The following is a 16,966-nucleotide window of genomic DNA, read 5'->3' on the forward strand; positions in this document are numbered from 1 at the left end:
CCTGTCCAGTTGACGGAATGCGCAGCATAGTGTGCTCATCCACCACGAGCGCCCTGCTCACCGATGCCTCGGCTACCTGCCCGAGAGGCGGATGAGGAAGAAGTTTTCTCCCAAAGCCAATGCTATATATCACCTGGATTTCTCTCCGGAGACACTACTCACACGTAGGTTTCGTTGCCGTAAGCTGGCATTTTCAAGAAGCTTCATAGGATAACAAAATAAAATAACACCCCCTTCCGGGGGTGTTAACGGGCGTCACGAACTCTCCACAAGTCCAGGGATATAAGGACCTATTCCTTCTCTCGTTGCAGGCGCGCCATCGCCTCCAACACCTCAGCCATGCCATAACGCTCCGAGGAATACGTCACCGCACGGGCAGCCTTAATCACCTCAATGGGGGCGGTCTCCAGCGCCACCATATGCACAGCGACGCCTTCCCCACCCTCCGCAAAGGTCTCATCCCCTGGCTCGTTGGCAAAGAACAAGAGATCCTTGGGCTCGGCGCCAATCTTCTTCACCACGGCTGCCAACCCCTCCGCAGGCGAAGACGCGGTCACCACTGCGCCGCCAGGAGCATCGTTGAACTGCACCCCTTCGGCCCCGTCCGCGCAGGCAATGCGCCAGCAGGTTTGGGGGAGATCCCCAAAAGCCGCAGCGTCCAGCACCTCGCCATGCGGCGAAATCACGATCACTTCCTCAACCTGCGGGTGCAGTTGTACAAGCGCCTCCTGGAGCCGCTTCGAAATCTCGCCGTTCTCCATGCTCAACGCACTCTGATCCGCCGCAATAACCCGCGGCGCTTCAGAGTATTCAGCCTTCACCCGGTGAGGCAGGCGGGAAACAATGATGCGCGATTGCGCCGCTGCAGACAGCAAGCCCTGCTCCACCACGGATCCGGCGAAAATCTCCTTGCTGCTCGCCGTCATCGAGGCCTGGGCTTCCATCACGTCGGATTTCAGTTGCGCCATGACCTCCGTGACCTTGTCGCGGCCTTCCCCGACGCCGCGCATGGCTTCCTCAACCACCGAGTTGAGGTTCTCCTTGATCCACTCGAGGGTTTCCGGCGCAGTACGCGGGCGATTCTTCTCTGCGGCGTCGGCTCCAGCTTCTGCAGTAGCGGTTTCCTCGTTACTGCCCGGCTTCATCAGTGCCATCCGATCCCGCATGAGCTCCACCGTGGCCTCGGAGACGCGGTCCTTAAGGCTTGTCAGATCATCGCGCAGCCGGCGCACGCGGTAGCGCTCACTCTCCACCTCGGAGTCCTGGGCCTCTGCCTCCTCCAATGTCGGGGCGCCGCCGCCCTTGCGTGCCGGCACCCAGAACTCGCCGGCCGGCATCGGGCCAAACTCCGCTTCATAGTCGGCCCACAGGCCCTCCAGGGCCTCCTGCATCCGGCGGCGCACCTCAGCGATGTCCGCGTCAAAGTCACCCGTCGTGTAATAAGGCTCCAAGGCCTTAATCAGCACAGGCGTCTTCGTGCGGCCCAGGTGCTTCTTCTGCCCCTTCGTCCACAGGCGCTGGGAGCCAAAGATAACCTGCGGAATAATCGGCACACCCGCGCCATGAGCAATCCGCGCCGCGCCATTGCGCATGCTGCGAATCTCAAAGCTGCGGGAGATCGTTCCTTCCGCGAACACCCCAACGAGCTCCCCGCTCTTGGCCAGCTCAATGCCCTTCACAATCGACGCCCCACCATCGATGCGGTCCACCGGCACATGGCCCATCAGCCGAAAAAGTTGTCCTGCCACCGGTGTCTTAAAGATAGAAGCCTTAGCCAGGTAGCGCACCAAGCGGCGCTTGCGATACGCCAGGAAAGCCCCAAAGAGAAAATCCATGTAGCCGGTGTGATTGCACACGATGACGGCCCCGCCCTTATCCGGGATATTCTCCTCCCCGGACAAGCGCATCTTGAGCCCCTGAGCAATAGTCACCCCGCGCCCGATGTGCGTGATCTGCCGGTAGAGGAAGTTAGCCACAGCGCTCATAGTGCTCCAAATGCTTAAGACCTCGCCGCCGGCGGAAGGCAGCAAGGAGGGGACAAAAGTAAGCGGCGCGCGAGCCGCCGCGCGCCGCGTTCTTCTAGGAGTTTACGGGGTACAGAACGTCCTTGCCCACGAATGGGCGCAGTGCCTCCGGAACCACGACGGAGCCGTCCGCCTGCTGGTGGTTCTCCAGAATGGCCACGAGCCAGCGGGTGGTAGCCAGGGTGCCGTTGAGCGTAGCGGCGTACTGGGTCTTGCCGTTCTCATCGCGGTAGCGCGTGGACAGGCGGCGGGCCTGGAAGGTGGTGCAGTTCGAGGTCGAGGTGAGCTCGCGGTAGGTCTCCTGAGTCGGCACCCACGCCTCGTTATCAAACTTGCGCGCCGCGGAGGAGCCCAGGTCCCCACCCGCAATATCGATGGTGCGGTAGGGAAGCTCCATCGCCGCAAGCATGTCCTTTTCCATCTTCAGGAGTTTTTGGTGCATCTCCTCGGCGTCTTCCGGCTTGCAGTAGACAAACATCTCCAGCTTGTCGAACTGGTGCACGCGCAGGATTCCGCGGGTGTCCTTGCCGTGAGAACCCGCCTCGCGGCGGAAGCAGGAGGACCAGCCCGCATACTGCAGCGGCCCCTTCGACAGGTCGATGATTTCTTCCTTGTGGTAGCCGGCCAGAGCCACCTCGGAGGTACCAACCAGGTAGAGATCATCCGCCGGCAGGTAGTAGATCTCATCCGAGTGCTGGCCCAGGAAGCCGGTGCCTTGCATGACGTCCGGGCGCACGAGCACCGGCGGGATCATGAGCTGGAAACCGGCCTCGCGGGCCTTCTGCGCAGCCAACATCAGCATGCCCAGCTGCAGGAAGGCTCCATCGCCGGTGAGGTAGTAGAAACGTGCGCCACCGACTTTGGCGCCCCGCTTGACGTCGATAAGCCCCAGCGTTTCACCCAATTCCAGGTGATCCTTCGGTTCGAAGTCGAACTGCGGCTTCTCGCCGACCTCCTCGAGCACGATGAAGTCATCCTCACCGCCCGCCGGGGCACCCTCCACCACGTTGGAGAGCTGGTACTGCAGCTCCGTCACCTTGGCCTCGGCTGCGGCCGCTTCCTCGCCGGCCGCCTTGACCTTCTCCTTCAGCTCGTTGGAGCCCTCCAGCAGCGCGGGGCGCTCCTCCGGGGAGGCCTGGCCAATCTTCTTGCCAAAGGCCTTCTGCTCCGAGCGCAGCTGGTCTGCCTTCACAATGGCCGCGCGGCGCTGTTCATCGGCGGAGAGCAGCTGGTCCACCAAAGCGGGGTCCTCCCCACGGGTTACCTGGGAGGCGCGGACGACATCGGGATTTTCGCGAAGAAACTTGAGATCAATCACGCCGGATAGTTTAGCGCACGGCCATACCTTTGCGCTGGTAATAACCAGCGGATTATCATGGATAACATGGCACCTCACATCATTACCGACGGCCCCGTGCCCAAGCACGCTCAGCTGCGGGATATTCTTTCCGAGCTCTGCCGAACCACCCTCAAACCCGGTGACATCCTTCCGGGCGAGCGCATCCTCGAGGAAACATACGGCGTTTCCCGCATCACCGTGCGCCGCGCCATCGGTGACCTAGTAGCTGAAGGCCGCCTGCGCCGCGTGCGAGGAAAAGGCACCTTCGTGGCCCCCAACCCGCTGGTCTCCCGGCTTCATTTGGCCTCCTTTTCTGATGAGATGGGCTATCAGAAAGTACAGGCCTCCTCGCGCATCCTGCTGGGTGAACGCAGCGCCGCCCCCGGTGAAGTCTGCGCCTTTTTCGGTACGGAAGCCTCGGTTTCCCATACCCACCTGCGGCGCCTGCGCTTGGGCGATGGCGAGCCTTATTCCATCGATGATGGCTGGTATAACTCTGCCTTCGCGCCCACGCTGCTGGAAAATGACATCTACAACTCCGTCTACTCGATTTTGGATAACACCTTCAAGGTCCCCATCACCGAGGCCGAACAAACCGTCACCGCCGTGGCAGCTGAGGAGGACATCGCCGAGCTTCTCGACGTCTCACCGGGCACCCCGCTCCTGCACATCACCCGCCTCGCCCGCTCCGGGGACCGCCCGGTTGAATGGTGTTCCTCGGTCTACCGCACTGACCGCTACCGGCTCACAACACACGTCTCCCGCTCGCGCATCTAGTGATTCTCCCGCCGCCTTAGCCTTGGGCGGGCTAGAAGCCTGGGCCGTTGAGGGGGTAGTATGAAGAGTTCTATGAGCACTTCATCTGCGTGGCGCTCCGCCTCCGCCATCCGCGTCGTCCTCGTTGCTGCCGTAGCCGCGGCCGTCTTCTTGGCGTTCTACGGTCTCTTCAGTGGCGGGCCAACTGGCACCGATTCGGCCGCACATGACTCCGCTTCCCCCAGCGCCGACGGTAGCCAGGCCGCTGATTCCTCCGAAGGCGAAGCCGCATCCTTCACCACCGCCTCCGCGGGCTCGTGTGTGACGTGGGATATCGCCCCGGACGGCACTGCCACAGGTTTTGAGCAGACCAGCTGCGATAAACCGCACCGCTTCGAGGTCTCCGCCCGAGAGGATCTCAGCGCCTACCCCACCAGCGAGTTCGGCCCCAACGCCAAGCGCCCAGACGTCACGCGGCAAAACGCCCTGCGCGACGAGCTATGCGAGGCCCCCACGGTGAGCTACCTCAACGGCAAATGGGATCCCAACGGACGCTACGACATTGCTTCCATCCTTCCGCCGGCCGGTTCCTGGGATCAGGGTGACCGCACCCTCCTGTGCGGCCTGCAGACTACCGACGCCAACGGCGTACCGCAGGAGTCCACGGGCAAGGTCAGCGAGGTGGACCAGGCGATCGTCGCCAAGCCCGGCGAATGCCGCAAGGTGGATGACAAACAGGTAGTCAGCACCGTGCCGTGCCAGGAACCGCACCAGATGGAGACCGTGTCCGTCATCAGCCTGGCAGAGAAGTTCCCCGATGCTTACCCCAGCGATGAAGAGATGGATAAATTCCTCTCCGAAACGTGTACCCAGAACGCCATGGATTACCTGGGCGGCGAGGAGAATCTCTACCAATCCACGCTGCAGCCTTTCTGGGGCGCGATGAGCCGCGAATCGTGGGAGGGAGGCTCCCGTTCGGTGAATTGCTCGCTGATCCACATCAAGGACGGCCACTTCTCCGAGATCACCGGCTCTGCCACGGGCGGCCGTGATGCCCTGAGCATCAATGGCGCCCCGCCCACGGAGCAGCCGAAGCGCAACCCATTGCGCGACCCGAATGCCCAGCCAGCCGAGCAGAACTCCCAGCAGGGCAGCGAGAATGCCCAGCCGGCCGGGCAGAACGCCGATCCCGCCGCGCCTGAAGCCGTGGCACCGGCCCAATAAACCCCCGTCCGCTCAACAGGGAGTAAGCACATGTACGAGGTCAGCGAGGAACGCTTCGAGGAATTAGTCGGCGAGGCCCTGGACAAGATCCCGGATCGCTTCGTCGATCAGATGCGCAACCTGGTCATCCTCGTCGAAGAAGAGCACCCGGATAGCCCCAACCTGCTTGGGCTTTACGAGGGCGTGATGCTCACCCACCGCACGGCCTCACACACCGGCCACCTGCCAGACACCATCTCGATCTACCGGCAGCCTTTGCAGGCGATAAGCAACTCGGAAGAAGAGCTCGCCCACGAAGTCATGGTGACTGTCTTCCACGAGGTCGGGCACTACTTTGGTTTCGAGGAGGACCGTCTCCACGAGCTCGGCTGGGGGTAGGTACCTACCGTGGCCGCAATGAACTAAACTTCGGTATCCGCCCAGCGCCTCAGCACCCACTGGCCAAAGGGCTGGCCCTGCGGCTCCATGAGGGTGAAGCGGCAGTTGGGCATGTACCCGGTGTAGGCAAAATCGGGGTCCACGCCGCAGGCGTGCGTCGTCACCACACGAATGGCGGCGCCGTGGCTGACGACGATGATGTCTTCATCATCCTCCAGCTCAGCAGCGAGATCCTCCAGCACAGGCTGGTAGCGCCCTAACACGTCCACGTAGCTTTCACCGCCCGGCATTCGGGCTTCCGGGTCGCCGTCGACCCAGCCGCGCAACGCCACCATGTACTCGCGGTGGGTATCCTCGCTGCCGCTCATCTCGTGTTCGCCGGCAAAGACCTCGTGAAGGCCCACGCGAACCTCCACCGGAACGCTGCGCTCATCGGCTGCCTCGCCGTATGTGCGGGCGGCCAGCATCGCCGTCTGCTGGGCGCGCAGGGCAATAGAACACACAAATCGCACGCGGCGGCCTGCGCACAGCTCAGCCAATTCGCGGCCGACATCTTCCGCCTGGCCGCGGCCGCGCTCGGTGAGCTCGGCGCCCGGCGGGCGGGTATCCATGATGCGGTCAATATTGGAATAGGTCTGGCCGTGGCGCAGGAGGATGATTCTTCCAGTCATGCTTCACCACACTATTGACCGGTGCGCGCCTGCGCTACCCAGTCATCGGCCTCTTTCAGCCGCGCCAAATCCCGTGGGCCCTCCCCGAGTTTTACCGCGGAAGGCCAGGAGCCGACAAAAACGACGTTCTCCGCGCGCAACCACAGCGCCCGCAAAGCCTCCGCCACCGGTTGGTCCTCGATGTGCCCGATGAGGTCGGCGTGGAAGCGATAGTTACCGAAGACGGTGCGCAGCGGTCGGGATTCGATGCGGGAAAGATCCACCCCGCGGTGCGCGAATTCTTGGAGGGCGCCGACGAGGGAGCCAGGCTCGTTGGGCAGGGTGAAGATGACCGACGTCCTGTCGTTGCCGGTCCGCTCGGTCGGTTTTCCGGCCGGCCCCACCAGGACGAAGCGGGTCGTGGCCCCGGCAACGTCCGCGACATTCTCCGCAATCGAGTCCAGCCCGAAGACCTCCGCTGCCCGGGCAGGGGCGGCCGCGACATCCACCTCCCCGCGCGCCACGGCCTGCGCCGCCGCGCCATTCGACGCCGCCGGGACATACTCCACGTCCGGCAGGTTCTGCTCCAACCAACCGCGTACCTGCTGGTAGGCCACAGGATGCGTGGAGAAAGTTGTGCGGCTGGAACTGCCGGGGCGCACCAGAATGGAGAAGGACACCGGCAGGTCCACCTCGCGGTAGATCTGGACCCGGGAGCCGTCGGCAAGCGCGTCAAAAGTAGCCGTGACGGGTCCGTCCACGGAGTTCTCAATGGCCACGCAGGCATAGTCCGCCGCGCCCGAGCGCACCGCCGCCAGCGCCTCGGCCGGCGAGCTCACCGGAAGGCCCTCGGGGGAATCAAAGTCAGCGGCGAAATGCTGCATCGCCGCTTCCGTAAAGGTTCCGGCGGGCCCAAGGAATGCGATGGTGGTGCTCATGACAGCAACTTTATCCCACTCAACTACTAGACTGAGCCGCCATGGAGAGAACCGAGTTCACACTGGACAAGCTGCGCGAGGATCTAGCGGGCCTGAGCCCTGCCGAGCACGGCTTCACGTATCTCGATCTCGAGCGCCGGCCACAGGCACACGGGCGCTTGAGCGGGTGGATTCTCTCGGTCAAGGATCTCAACGACGTCGCCGGCATGCCCACCACGCTCGGCCATGCCGAGCGTGCCTACGTGGCGGAGGAGACTGATCCTTTTGTGCAGGAGCTTATCGACGCCGGCGCGCGAGTCGTCGGCAAGTCCGCCGCACCCGAGCTGGGCCTGCGTGTGGACACCGAACCTGTCGGCCTGCCCCACCCGGATAATCCTCTCTATCCCGGCCATACGCCGGGCGGTTCCTCCGGCGGGGCAGCGGTCCAGGTGGCGCGAGGATTGCTGCGCGCCGCGCATGCTTCCGATGGCGGCGGTTCCATCCGCGTTCCGGCCGCTGCCTGCGGCGTCGTCGGGTTTAAGCCCGGCGGCGAGGACCTCTCGGTGCAGGGGTTCATCACGCGCAGCATCGCCGATACCGCCGCGCTGCATGGCCTTCGTCCGCGTGCCCGGCGCGCCCGCATTGGCGTGCTGACGGATCCCCTTTTCGCTCAAGCCGAGGTGGCCCCGCACATGCTGCGTGCGGTCGCGGAGGCCACCGCCTCCTTTGAAGGCGCCGGCTTCGAAACCGTCGCCATCTCTGCCTACCCTCAAGCTGCCCGCACCTTTGAGGCCTTCCAGCACATCTTCACCCGGAGATTGGCGGGCCTCGACTTTGCGGAGGGCTACGCGGAGTGGATTCGCGCGAAGGGCCGCCGCGTCACGGATTCCGAATTCGCCGCGGCCCGCGCCCATGCCGCTCAGCTGCCGGAGATGCTGGCCCAGGAATGGGACGTGGATGCCATTTTGAGTCCCATGCTGGCTTTCGATCCGCCGCGGCGCGGGCATTTCCTGGCGCTGGATCACCAGGCCAACTTTGATGAGCAAACGCGGTGGTCACCGTGGGGCTCGCTGTTCAACGTGGCGCAGCTGCCTGCCATCTGCGTGCCTTGGCCGGTGCGCGATCATCCGCCGGTGGGCGTGCACTTGGGCTCGCTCACGCTTGATGATGCCTCCCTTCTCGGCCTCGCCCAGGTGCTTCACCCATGAGCGCGCGCTCACGCCTGCGGGCGGAAATACTCATCGTCCTCACCATCACCTTTGGTATTTCGGGTGTGCGCGCCGCGCTGCGCCTGACCGATTCCCTGCTCAACCCGGCGCCGCTCAACGAGCAATCGGTAACCATCAATGCCTCGCAATCTGCGACGACGCTGCTCGACCTCGCCTTCCAGCTCTGCAGTGCCGCGGTGCTCTTCGGGTGGGGAGCGCTTGCTCTGTACTTGATTTCTTCTCCACCCCGCCCGCAGTGGCGGGACGGCCTGCACGGCGCAGCGCTAGCGGCAGTCATTGGCCTTCCGGGGTTGGTGCTGTATTACGTAGCGTTGCACTTCGGTTGGACCAAGGAGGTCGTCCCTGGGGCCTTCGATACGTGGATTGAGATCCCCGTGCTGCTCATCAAGTCCTTTGCTAATGCCTGGGCGGAGGAGCTGGTGGTGGTGTATTGGCTCATGACCAGGCTTAAGCAGTCTGGGTGGGCCCTGCCCGCAACGCTGGCGGCTTCCTCCATCCTGCGGGGCTCTTATCACCTTTACCAGGGTGTTTCCGCGGGCTTCGGCAATATCATCATGGGCGTGGTCTATGGCTGGTACTTCCACCGCACGGGCAAGGTGTGGCCGTTGGTCATCGCGCATTTTCTTATCGACGCCATCGCCTTCGTTGGCTACGCCCTCCTCTTCGGCGCTTAAGCAAGAGCTATCGACAAGCCACAGCGAAAAGACAGCTACCGGCCCCTGTGTGATAGGTGGGGCAGAAGTTGTTTCGCGGTACAGTGTTCCCCATGACCTACCAAGGACGCGATCCAGAGCGCGAAGCCCGCCGTGCCGGCGAGCCCCACGGCACGCCTCGCCGCGCGGGCTCCGCTAGCTCTGCAGGCCCTTCCCGCCCCCGGAACATGGCCAGCCCGCGCGGCTCACACGCAGCCGGTGATGACGCAGGCGAGTTCGTCCTTGGTGCCGACGGGCAGCCCTTGCGCGATCGCTATGGCCGCCCGGTGCGCCGCCGTCCATCCGCGCAGCAAGCTAATCCTGCGCATTCATCCTCCCGCGCTCAGCGCCCCAGCGCGCGGCGCTCCCGGCCGGAGGAGACCCGCTTCGACGTCGACGCCTACATGGCCCAGCGCTCCCCTGCGCGCCCAGCGCCCCGCCGGAGCGCGCCTTCGCAACAGTCTGCTGCCCGCACCAATCGGTACACCCCGGATGCCCCACCGCGTAGCTACGCTCCGCAAGCCCCCACCCGCCGGCGTGCCGAAGGTCGCCCGCACAGCCGCCGCAAGAAAGTAAACCCAGCCAAGCAGGCTTTCGGTTGCCTGGGCTGGCTCGTCGTCATCGCCCTCGTCTTCATGGTGGCTTTTACCCTGTGGACGGATTCGCGTTTAACGCGCATCGATGCCCTACCCACCGAGCAGGTAGCTCAGACCTCTGGTACAAACTGGCTGCTCGTAGGTTCGGACTCGCGCCAGGGGCTCACTGAAGAGCAGCAGGCGGAGCTAGGCACCGGTGGCGATGTGGGCGTCGGCCGCACCGATACCATCATGCTGCTGCACATTCCCGCATCCGGAAAGGCCCAGTTGGTCTCCATTCCGCGCGATAGCTACGTCGACGTTCCCGGCTTCGGCATGGACAAGGTCAACGCAGCCTTTACCTACGGCGGCCCGCAGCTGCTGACCCAAACCGTAGAGCAAGCCACCGGCCTCCACATCGACCACTATGCGGAGATCGGCATGGGCGGCTTGGCCAACGTCGTGGATTCCGTGGGCGGCGTGGATATCTGCGTTAAGGAGCCCATCAACGATCCGCTTGCCGGCATCGACCTCCAAGCGGGCTGCCAGAAGCTCCGCGGGCCGGATGCGCTCGGCTACGTGCGCACCCGCGCCACCGCGATGGGTGACTTGGACCGCGTGGAGCGCCAGCGCGAATTCTTCGCCGCACTGCTGGATAAGGCAACGTCTTTCTCCACCATCGGCAACCCCTTCAAGGCCGTCTCCTTGGTCAACCACACCGCAGACTCCTTCATTGTCAACGAGAAGGACCACGTCTGGCACCTCGCCCGCGTGGCGCTATCCATGGCCTCGGGCGTGGAGACGAAGACGGTTCCCATCGGCGGCTTCGAGGACACGGTCGTGGGCAACGTCGTCCTCTGGGATGACGCCGAGGCCCAAGCGCTCTGGGACTCCATGCGATAAGGCTTCGGCCGGTCGTTTCGATCAAATAAGGCTCCAAAACCACATGGTTTCGGAGCCTTATTTGATCGTTTCGTACCCGCGCCTCGGGGGGCGAAGGCACCGAGATACTAGCGCAGCGTTACCTGGCGGGACTTAATGTTCTGCAGCTGCTTGCGCTCATCGGCGTCGAGGTTAGCGTCGTTGGAGATCTCCTCCTCCAGAGCTTTGTTCACGCGAGACAACTCTGCCTCGTAGGAATCGTGCGCAACCTCCGGATCGAGGTCGAAGACCGGAGCGATGAGGCCGTGGGTACGGAAGACACCGGCAAACTTGGTGTTCTCTCCCAGGTTGAGCTCACCGCGAGCGGCGATGCGCGCGAGGGCGTTAAGGAAAGCATTCTCGTCATCGCAGGGGCGGACCCAGCGGATGTGCGCCTTGCCGCCGCCGGCATTAGCCCAGAAGGCGGTACCCACGAAGCCTTCGGCCTCCTGGCCCACCTGGTAGGACTCGATGACGGAATCGTTAGCACGCTGCAGGGCCTGCGCCATCTGCGGAGGAACCTGCGCGCCTTCCGGCATCCACCACGCGAAGTCCTGGTAGACGTTGATCTCGAGCTCGGCGTCCTCCTCAAGCAGCTCCTTGAGCTCCGGCTGGGAGCCATCAGCAGCGGTGGACTCGAGAGTGGAACCCGGCGCGTTGTTCTTCACCCAATTCAGGGCGAAAGCCAGGTCACGGCCCGGGTTATGCGTGTGGGACTGCACCTGCAGGCCCACGAAGGCCTCGCCGCCGGACTCCTCATCACGGATGAGTGCCGCGGTAGCACCGGGCAGCACGGTGGAGACGTAAACGTCCTTGTCAAAGCCTTTCACAGACAGCTTCGCCGTTGCGGAAGGAACGAATTCCTGCAGGGCGACGAGGCTAGCCTCAGCGGCGAGCCCACCGAAGGGGCGGGGGTCCTTTTCCAGGGCAGCGCGCTCGGCGGCGCGGGCAGCGAGCTTAGCTTGGCGGCGGGACATGCCCTCCGGCAGCTGTTCGTTCTTCTTTTTCTTCTTGGCCATACTGAACAACTTACCTGTTCATTACAGCTCAATGGCATGCAGGGCCACTTCCGGCTGGTTCGTGGCGAGAATATCCACCCCATTGGCCCACGCCCACTTCATATCCTCAGGTTTATCGATGGTCCACATGTACGTGGGCAGACCATGCGCACCAATGGCACCTGGTTGGAGCTTGCTGCGCAACAGCGACATGCCCAGGCCCGTGGGCTGCGATAACAAGATATCTGGGCGGTTGAAATGGCGCTCCCAATCGCGGCGCAAGTAGATGCGGTCGATATGCGGGGCGAGCGCCGCCATTCGACGGATGGCCCGGTGGGAAAAGGAAATCATGTGGATCCGGGGGTCGTCGACAAGCCCTGCGTAGCGCAACCGCAGCACCATCTGTTCTTCTAGGATGTCGCCCTGCCCCGAGGGATGCTTGGTCTCGATGTAGAGGTGATGCTTCTTATCGCCGAGCATCTCGAGGAGCTCGTCGAGAAGCAGCATGCGCTGGCCACCACCGATCTTGAGGCGGCGCAGCTCCTCCCATGTCATGCGAGACACTCGGCCTGAGCCATTCGTGGTGCGGTCCAGCGTGGGATCGTGGTGAACCACCACCTTGCCGTCGCTGCTCAGGCGGATATCGCACTCGATGCCGTGAATGGGAAGCTCGAGCGCTTTTTCAAAGGCAAGAGGGGATAGCTCCGGATATTTCCCGGAGTATCCCCTGTGGGCGACAATCTTCACTAGCCGAAGATTTCTTCCTTGATGGTGTTGAGCGTGTTGAAGGAGTTCTCGAAGCGCTCCTTCTCGTGGTCATCGAGGGCCAGCTCGATAACACGGTTGACGCCGGAGCGGTCAACGATGGCCGGGGTGCCGATGAAGACATCCTCGTGGCCGTACTCACCCTGCAGGTAAGCGGAGACAGGAAGTGCGACGGCCTGGTTCTGGATGACCGCGCGGGTGATACGGGCCAGGGCCATGCCGATGCCGTAGGAGGTGGAGCCCTTGGCGTCGATGATGTGGTAGGCGGCGTCGCGGGTGTCCTCGAAGATCTTCTCGATGCGCTCGTTGTAGCCCGGGTCCTTCTCAGAACGATGGGACAGGGAGACACCAGCGATGTTGGCGGAGGAGACGACCGGCAGCTCGGAGTCACCGTGCTCGCCGATGATGTAGGCGTGGACGGAGGTCGGTGCCACGTCATCCATCTCAGAGAGCATGTAGCGGTAGCGGGCCGAGTCCAGGACGGTGCCGGAGCCGATGACGCGCTCGTGCGGGAAGCCGGAGGCCTTCCACACCGCGTAGGTCAGCAGGTCCACCGGGTTGGAGGCGACCAGGAAGATGCCGTCGAAGCCGTTCTTCATGACGTCACCCACGATGGAGTTCATGATCTTGACGTTCTTGTCCACGAGCTGCAGGCGGGTCTCGCCGGGCTTCTGAGCGGCGCCGGCGCAGATGACGACCATGGAGGCGTCCTTGCAGTCTTCGTAGGTGCCCTTGGTCACGCGGGTGCGGGACGGGGCCCAGACAACACCATGGTTGAGGTCCATGACGTTGCCCTCGAGCTTCTTTTCGTCGATGTCGATGATGGCCAGGTGGTCAACAGTTCCCTGGTTGACCAGAGCGTAGGCGTAAGCAACTCCAACGTCGCCAGCTCCGATGAGTACTACTTTGTTTCCAACATGATTTCCCATGCCTCCTATTGTGCCCCCAATGTCCGAATTTTGCTCGTTATGCGCCCGAATTCACAGACCCAGTAGTCCGATCTCACATTTTCATGTCCGATCGGACATCTATGGAGGCTGCGCTGCACGTCGCACCTAAAGCTGGTTCAATGGCCAGCATGCGTCAACTTGCGCGCCGCATCGCACTCAGAACCGCCCGCACGGGCCTTCAGGCTGCAATCTTTTCCTTGGAGATCATCAGCGATCTCACGCCCGGCATGCGCATGACTGGCCGGCGGCGCCTGCCACAAAACATGTGGCCCGGGCTCTTCGGCGCCGAAGTCGCAACGTGGGCAGCCGTCTCCCCTTCCCTTTTGCCCCGCCCGTGGTGGGTCACCGCCGCCAACGTGGCCATCGGCCAAGGCGCTGGACACCTCGCCGCGACCACCGCGGCCTTCGCTGCCAAGCGCGCGCTGCACCACGCTGGCCGCCGCCCCCAGGACCGCGTCGGCCCCACCACTCGGCGCTATTCCTACTACGCACTGGGGGTTGGCACGCTCATCGCAGGCATACGCTCCCTGCGCAATCAGACGGAGCAAGCCCGGCTCGTGGGAAAGCTCAATGACCGCGGCCCGCAGTCCGCAGCACTGGGCATGGCCGTGGGCACGGCAGGCTACGGCGCCTTGCTCGTTGTGGGGGAGGCAGCCCAGCTCACCGTCACTCAGCTGTCCCTCCAGGTCCAGCGCTGGCTGCCCAGGTGGATTGCCTGGCCGCTAGCCGGCGGCGCGGTCGGCTTCGCCACCGCCCTGGTCAGCGACCGGATGGTGTGGCGTCGCCTGCTCCGCAAGGCCTCCGTCCAAGGCCTGGCGCTCAACAAGCTGGTATATCCGGGCTCCGCCATGCCGTGGGAGCCGGAGCGTTCTGGCAGCCCGTGGTCCCATGAGCCTTGGACGGCCGTCGGCTCACAGGGCAGAGCGTTTCTTGACCGCGGCCCGCGCGCCCAGGACATCAAGGAGGTCATGCACTTCGAGCGCGCCCACGAGCCAATTCGCATCTATATCGGACTCATTCGCGGCCGCGGCCCGCACGCCGCCGCACGCCACGCGGTGGCGGAGATGGACCGCACGGGCGCGTTTCACCGCGACACGATCGTGTTGCAAATGCCCTCCGGCTCAGGGTGGATCAATAACTATGCGGTCAGCGGCTACGAATTCCTCACGCGGGGCAATTGCGCCACCGTGGCCCTGCAATTCGACTACTTGCCTTCCATGTTTTCCTACCTGGTGGACAAGAACCTCTCCCGCACCTTTGCGCGCGAGCTCATCGCGGCCGTCCATGCCCGCCTCGAGCTCCTCCCCGAGGACAACCGCCCCAAGCTGTATTTCAGCGGCGAGTCCCTAGGCTGCTATGCCATCGTGGAGAACTTTGAGACGCTCGAGGAACTCCTCGCCGCCTGCGATGGTGCGGTATTCACCGGACCCCCGCGGATGACCAGCTTCATGCGGCGCCTGCACCGCGAACGCGGTTCCCTGGAACGCCTGCCGCTTATCGACGGCGGCCGGCACCTCCGCTTCGCCGCCGTTCCCGCCCACATGGAGCACGACGCATTCGGCGAACCTTATGGCCGCTGGGAACGCCCGCGCGTGGCGGTGGGGCAACATGCTTCCGATGCCATCGTGTGGTGGGACAGCAAGCTCATCTACGCCCGCCCCAACTGGATCCACGAGCCCACCCCGCAGACCCTGTACGCGGATACCTTTAAGAATCTGCGTTGGCACCCGTTCATTACCTTCTGGCAGGTGGCCCTGGACCAGATCAACTCCCTCAACGTGCCCGGCGGCCACGGGCACAACTACTTCGAGGAGACCTTCTGGTACTGGGATTCCGTCCTTGGATCCCAAACGCGCACTCAACTCACCCCGGAATTAGCCGAGCGCATGCGGGTCTTCGTGGAGCGCGACCAGCTCAATAAACCTTCCGATTTCCGCACGCACGTGCGCAAACAGCTCTAGCCGGACTCACGTCCGTAAGCAGCTCTAGCCGCACTTCACACCGGTGCTGTGGTGCGGGCAGTAGCCATTGGGTACCTTGTGCAGGTACTGCTGGTGCTCGTCCTCAGCCAGGTAGTACTGGCCTGAGTCCGTCTCACTGAGGAGGGTGACTTCGGTGGTGGTGGCGCCGAAGCCGGCGTCGGCAAGCTTGCCCGCGTAGGAATCCATGAGCTGTTGAATCTCGGCGCGTTCCTCCTCAGTCTCTGGGTAGAAGGCCGAGCGGTATTGCGTGCCCACGTCGTTGCCCTGGCGGAAGCCCTGGGTGGGGTCGTGAGCTTCCAAGGCCTTAACCACAAGGTCGCGCAGGCTCACGCGCTGTGGATCATAGGTAATCTGCACAGACTCCGCATGGTTGGTCAGCCCGCGGCAGACCTCGTAGTAGGTGGGGTTTGGCGTGGTGCCGCCCGCATAGCCCACGGAGGTTGCCTCCACGCCTTCGGTCTCCCAGAACATCTTCTCGGCTCCCCAGAAACAACCGATGGCAATGATGAGGGATTTCTGCTCCTCTTTCCATGGGCCGGTAATCGGAGTGCCCAGGACCGCGTGGGGCTGCGGGTTCTCAAGAACAGGCTCCGCGCGCCCGGGAAGAGCGTCCTTAGCTGCCACCAGCGTGGGTTCTGGCTTGAAAAGAAACATGCTGGGTTCTCCTTACACTTAGCGTTGTCCTCCCTCTTATACTCCGCCGCACTGCCCGCAATCCAGGTTTTTGTTCACGGCGACTCCCATAGAAAAATTATTGTGGCCAAATTCTCATCCGGGCCCTACCATGGGGCCTCGTACCCCAAAGAAAGGATGAAACAAATGGCTGTTTACGAACTTCCGGAACTCGACTACGCATACGATGCCCTGGAGCCGCACATCTCCGCTGAGATCATGGAGCTGCACCACTCCAAGCACCACGCTGGCTACGTTGCTGGCGCTAACGCTGCGCTCGAGGCTCTGGAGGAGCAGCGCAACGGCGAGGCTAATGCTGACGCCATCCGCGCTCTGTCCAAGAACCTGGCCTTCAACCTGGGTGGCCACACCAACCACTCCATCTTCTGGAAGAACCTCTCCCCGAACGGCGGCGGCGAGCCCACCGGCGAGCTGGCTGAGGCTATTAACCGTGACTTCGGTTCCTTCGAGAAGTTCAAGGCTCACTTCTCCGCCGTTGCCACCGGCCTGCAGGGCTCCGGTTGGGCAGTGCTGGGCTATGACCACGTTGCTGGTCGCCTGGTTATTGAGCAGCTCACCGATCAGCAGGGCAACATCTCCGTGAACTTCACCCCGCTGCTGATGCTGGATATGTGGGAGCACGCCTTCTACCTCCAGTACAAGAACGTGAAGGCTGACTACGTTAAGGCCGTATGGAACGTCTTCAACTGGGACGACGTTGCCGAGCGTTACGCTGCTGCTACCAAGTAAGCACGACGGCCTCCTTTAAGGCCACGTAGCTTCAACCCGCGCTGGGACCTCTTCGTTGAGGCCCGGCGCGGTTTCGCGTTTTCATCCACCTACAGACCATAAGCGGCGATGGACTACACCCCTTCTGCCCCACCCTTCCCTATA

16 protein-coding genes are annotated in these 16,966 nt (G+C 63.3%); 8 read left to right on the plus strand and 8 right to left on the minus strand.

What is annotated here, in order from left to right; genetic code table 11:
• Window positions 1–290 precede the first annotated feature (290 nt).
• Window positions 291–1,985, minus strand: a complete 1,695-nt coding sequence (locus HMPREF2912_RS06985; RefSeq protein WP_070624353.1) for a lysophospholipid acyltransferase family protein — start codon at window positions 1,983–1,985, stop codon at window positions 291–293.
• A gap of 94 nt (window positions 1,986–2,079) precedes the next feature.
• A complete protein-coding gene (serS, locus tag HMPREF2912_RS06990) occupies window positions 2,080–3,342 on the minus strand; it encodes a serine--tRNA ligase (RefSeq protein WP_070563457.1) in 1,263 nt (420 codons plus the stop codon).
• Between the two features lie 66 nt (window positions 3,343–3,408).
• Here serS and HMPREF2912_RS06995 point away from each other — a divergent pair, with 66 nt between their 5' ends.
• The 3 genes from HMPREF2912_RS06995 (at window position 3,409) to HMPREF2912_RS07005 (ending at window position 5,721) form a co-directional block, all read left to right on the plus strand.
• Complete coding sequence (locus tag HMPREF2912_RS06995) at window positions 3,409–4,140, plus strand: GntR family transcriptional regulator (RefSeq protein ID WP_185963230.1); 732 nt, start codon at window positions 3,409–3,411, stop codon at window positions 4,138–4,140.
• 72 nt (window positions 4,141–4,212) lie between these two features.
• A complete protein-coding gene (locus HMPREF2912_RS07000) occupies window positions 4,213–5,343 on the plus strand; it encodes a septum formation family protein (RefSeq protein ID WP_070523861.1) in 1,131 nt (376 codons plus the stop codon).
• A 30-nt stretch (window positions 5,344–5,373) separates the two neighbouring features.
• The gene (locus tag HMPREF2912_RS07005) at window positions 5,374–5,721 is read left to right on the plus strand and encodes a metallopeptidase family protein (protein ID WP_070531807.1); all 348 of its coding nucleotides are present in this window, start codon (window positions 5,374–5,376) and stop codon (window positions 5,719–5,721) included.
• Window positions 5,722–5,744: 23 nt separating this feature from the next.
• Here HMPREF2912_RS07005 and HMPREF2912_RS07010 read toward each other — a convergent pair whose 3' ends face one another.
• Both HMPREF2912_RS07010 and pheA read right to left on the minus strand, forming a co-directional pair.
• A complete protein-coding gene (locus tag HMPREF2912_RS07010) occupies window positions 5,745–6,392 on the minus strand; it encodes a histidine phosphatase family protein (protein ID WP_070597027.1) in 648 nt (215 codons plus the stop codon).
• Between the two features lie 11 nt (window positions 6,393–6,403).
• Entirely contained in the window at window positions 6,404–7,309 is a 906-nt protein-coding gene (pheA, locus tag HMPREF2912_RS07015) for a prephenate dehydratase (RefSeq protein WP_070562208.1), read from the minus strand.
• Between the two features lie 41 nt (window positions 7,310–7,350).
• Here pheA and HMPREF2912_RS07020 point away from each other — a divergent pair, with 41 nt between their 5' ends.
• The 3 genes from HMPREF2912_RS07020 (at window position 7,351) to HMPREF2912_RS07030 (ending at window position 10,687) form a co-directional block, all read left to right on the plus strand.
• Window positions 7,351–8,496, plus strand: coding sequence for an amidase (locus tag HMPREF2912_RS07020; protein ID WP_070683682.1), 1,146 nt, complete (start codon window positions 7,351–7,353; stop codon window positions 8,494–8,496).
• The gene (locus HMPREF2912_RS07025) at window positions 8,493–9,191 is read left to right on the plus strand and encodes a CPBP family intramembrane glutamic endopeptidase (protein WP_070683684.1); all 699 of its coding nucleotides are present in this window, start codon (window positions 8,493–8,495) and stop codon (window positions 9,189–9,191) included. Before HMPREF2912_RS07020 ends, HMPREF2912_RS07025 begins: the two co-directional genes overlap by 4 nt.
• Before the next feature lie 206 nt (window positions 9,192–9,397).
• Window positions 9,398–10,687, plus strand: a complete 1,290-nt coding sequence (locus HMPREF2912_RS07030) for an LCP family protein (protein WP_070563510.1) — start codon at window positions 9,398–9,400, stop codon at window positions 10,685–10,687.
• A gap of 107 nt (window positions 10,688–10,794) precedes the next feature.
• On the opposite strand, the gene HMPREF2912_RS07035 is transcribed toward HMPREF2912_RS07030, so the two are convergent.
• Genes HMPREF2912_RS07035 through HMPREF2912_RS07045 form a run of 3 tightly spaced genes read right to left on the minus strand, consistent with a single transcriptional unit; the run spans window position 10,795 to window position 13,397 of the window.
• On the minus strand, window positions 10,795–11,724 hold the full coding sequence (locus tag HMPREF2912_RS07035) for a DUF5926 family protein (protein WP_070523878.1): 930 nt from the start codon (window positions 11,722–11,724) through the stop codon (window positions 10,795–10,797).
• A gap of 21 nt (window positions 11,725–11,745) precedes the next feature.
• Entirely contained in the window at window positions 11,746–12,450 is a 705-nt protein-coding gene (locus tag HMPREF2912_RS07040) for a glycerophosphodiester phosphodiesterase family protein (RefSeq protein WP_070683686.1), read from the minus strand.
• Window positions 12,450–13,397: an L-lactate dehydrogenase gene (locus HMPREF2912_RS07045; protein WP_070523884.1), complete on the minus strand. Its 948-nt coding sequence runs from the start codon at window positions 13,395–13,397 to the stop codon at window positions 12,450–12,452. Before HMPREF2912_RS07045 ends, HMPREF2912_RS07040 begins: the two co-directional genes overlap by 1 nt.
• A gap of 140 nt (window positions 13,398–13,537) precedes the next feature.
• Between HMPREF2912_RS07045 and HMPREF2912_RS07050 the strand changes: the two genes are divergently transcribed.
• Window positions 13,538–15,379, plus strand: coding sequence for an alpha/beta-hydrolase family protein (locus HMPREF2912_RS07050; protein WP_070563473.1), 1,842 nt, complete (start codon window positions 13,538–13,540; stop codon window positions 15,377–15,379).
• Between the two features lie 24 nt (window positions 15,380–15,403).
• On the opposite strand, the gene msrA is transcribed toward HMPREF2912_RS07050, so the two are convergent.
• A complete protein-coding gene (gene msrA / locus HMPREF2912_RS07055; RefSeq protein WP_070683688.1) occupies window positions 15,404–16,054 on the minus strand; it encodes a peptide-methionine (S)-S-oxide reductase MsrA in 651 nt (216 codons plus the stop codon).
• A 165-nt stretch (window positions 16,055–16,219) separates the two neighbouring features.
• Between msrA and HMPREF2912_RS07060 the strand changes: the two genes are divergently transcribed.
• Entirely contained in the window at window positions 16,220–16,822 is a 603-nt protein-coding gene (locus HMPREF2912_RS07060; protein WP_070523894.1) for a superoxide dismutase, read from the plus strand.
• The last annotated feature ends 144 nt before the right edge of the window (window positions 16,823–16,966 follow it).

The organism is Corynebacterium sp. HMSC056E09 (genome assembly GCF_001813425.1).
GTDB lineage: Bacteria > Actinomycetota > Actinomycetes > Mycobacteriales > Mycobacteriaceae > Corynebacterium > Corynebacterium hesseae.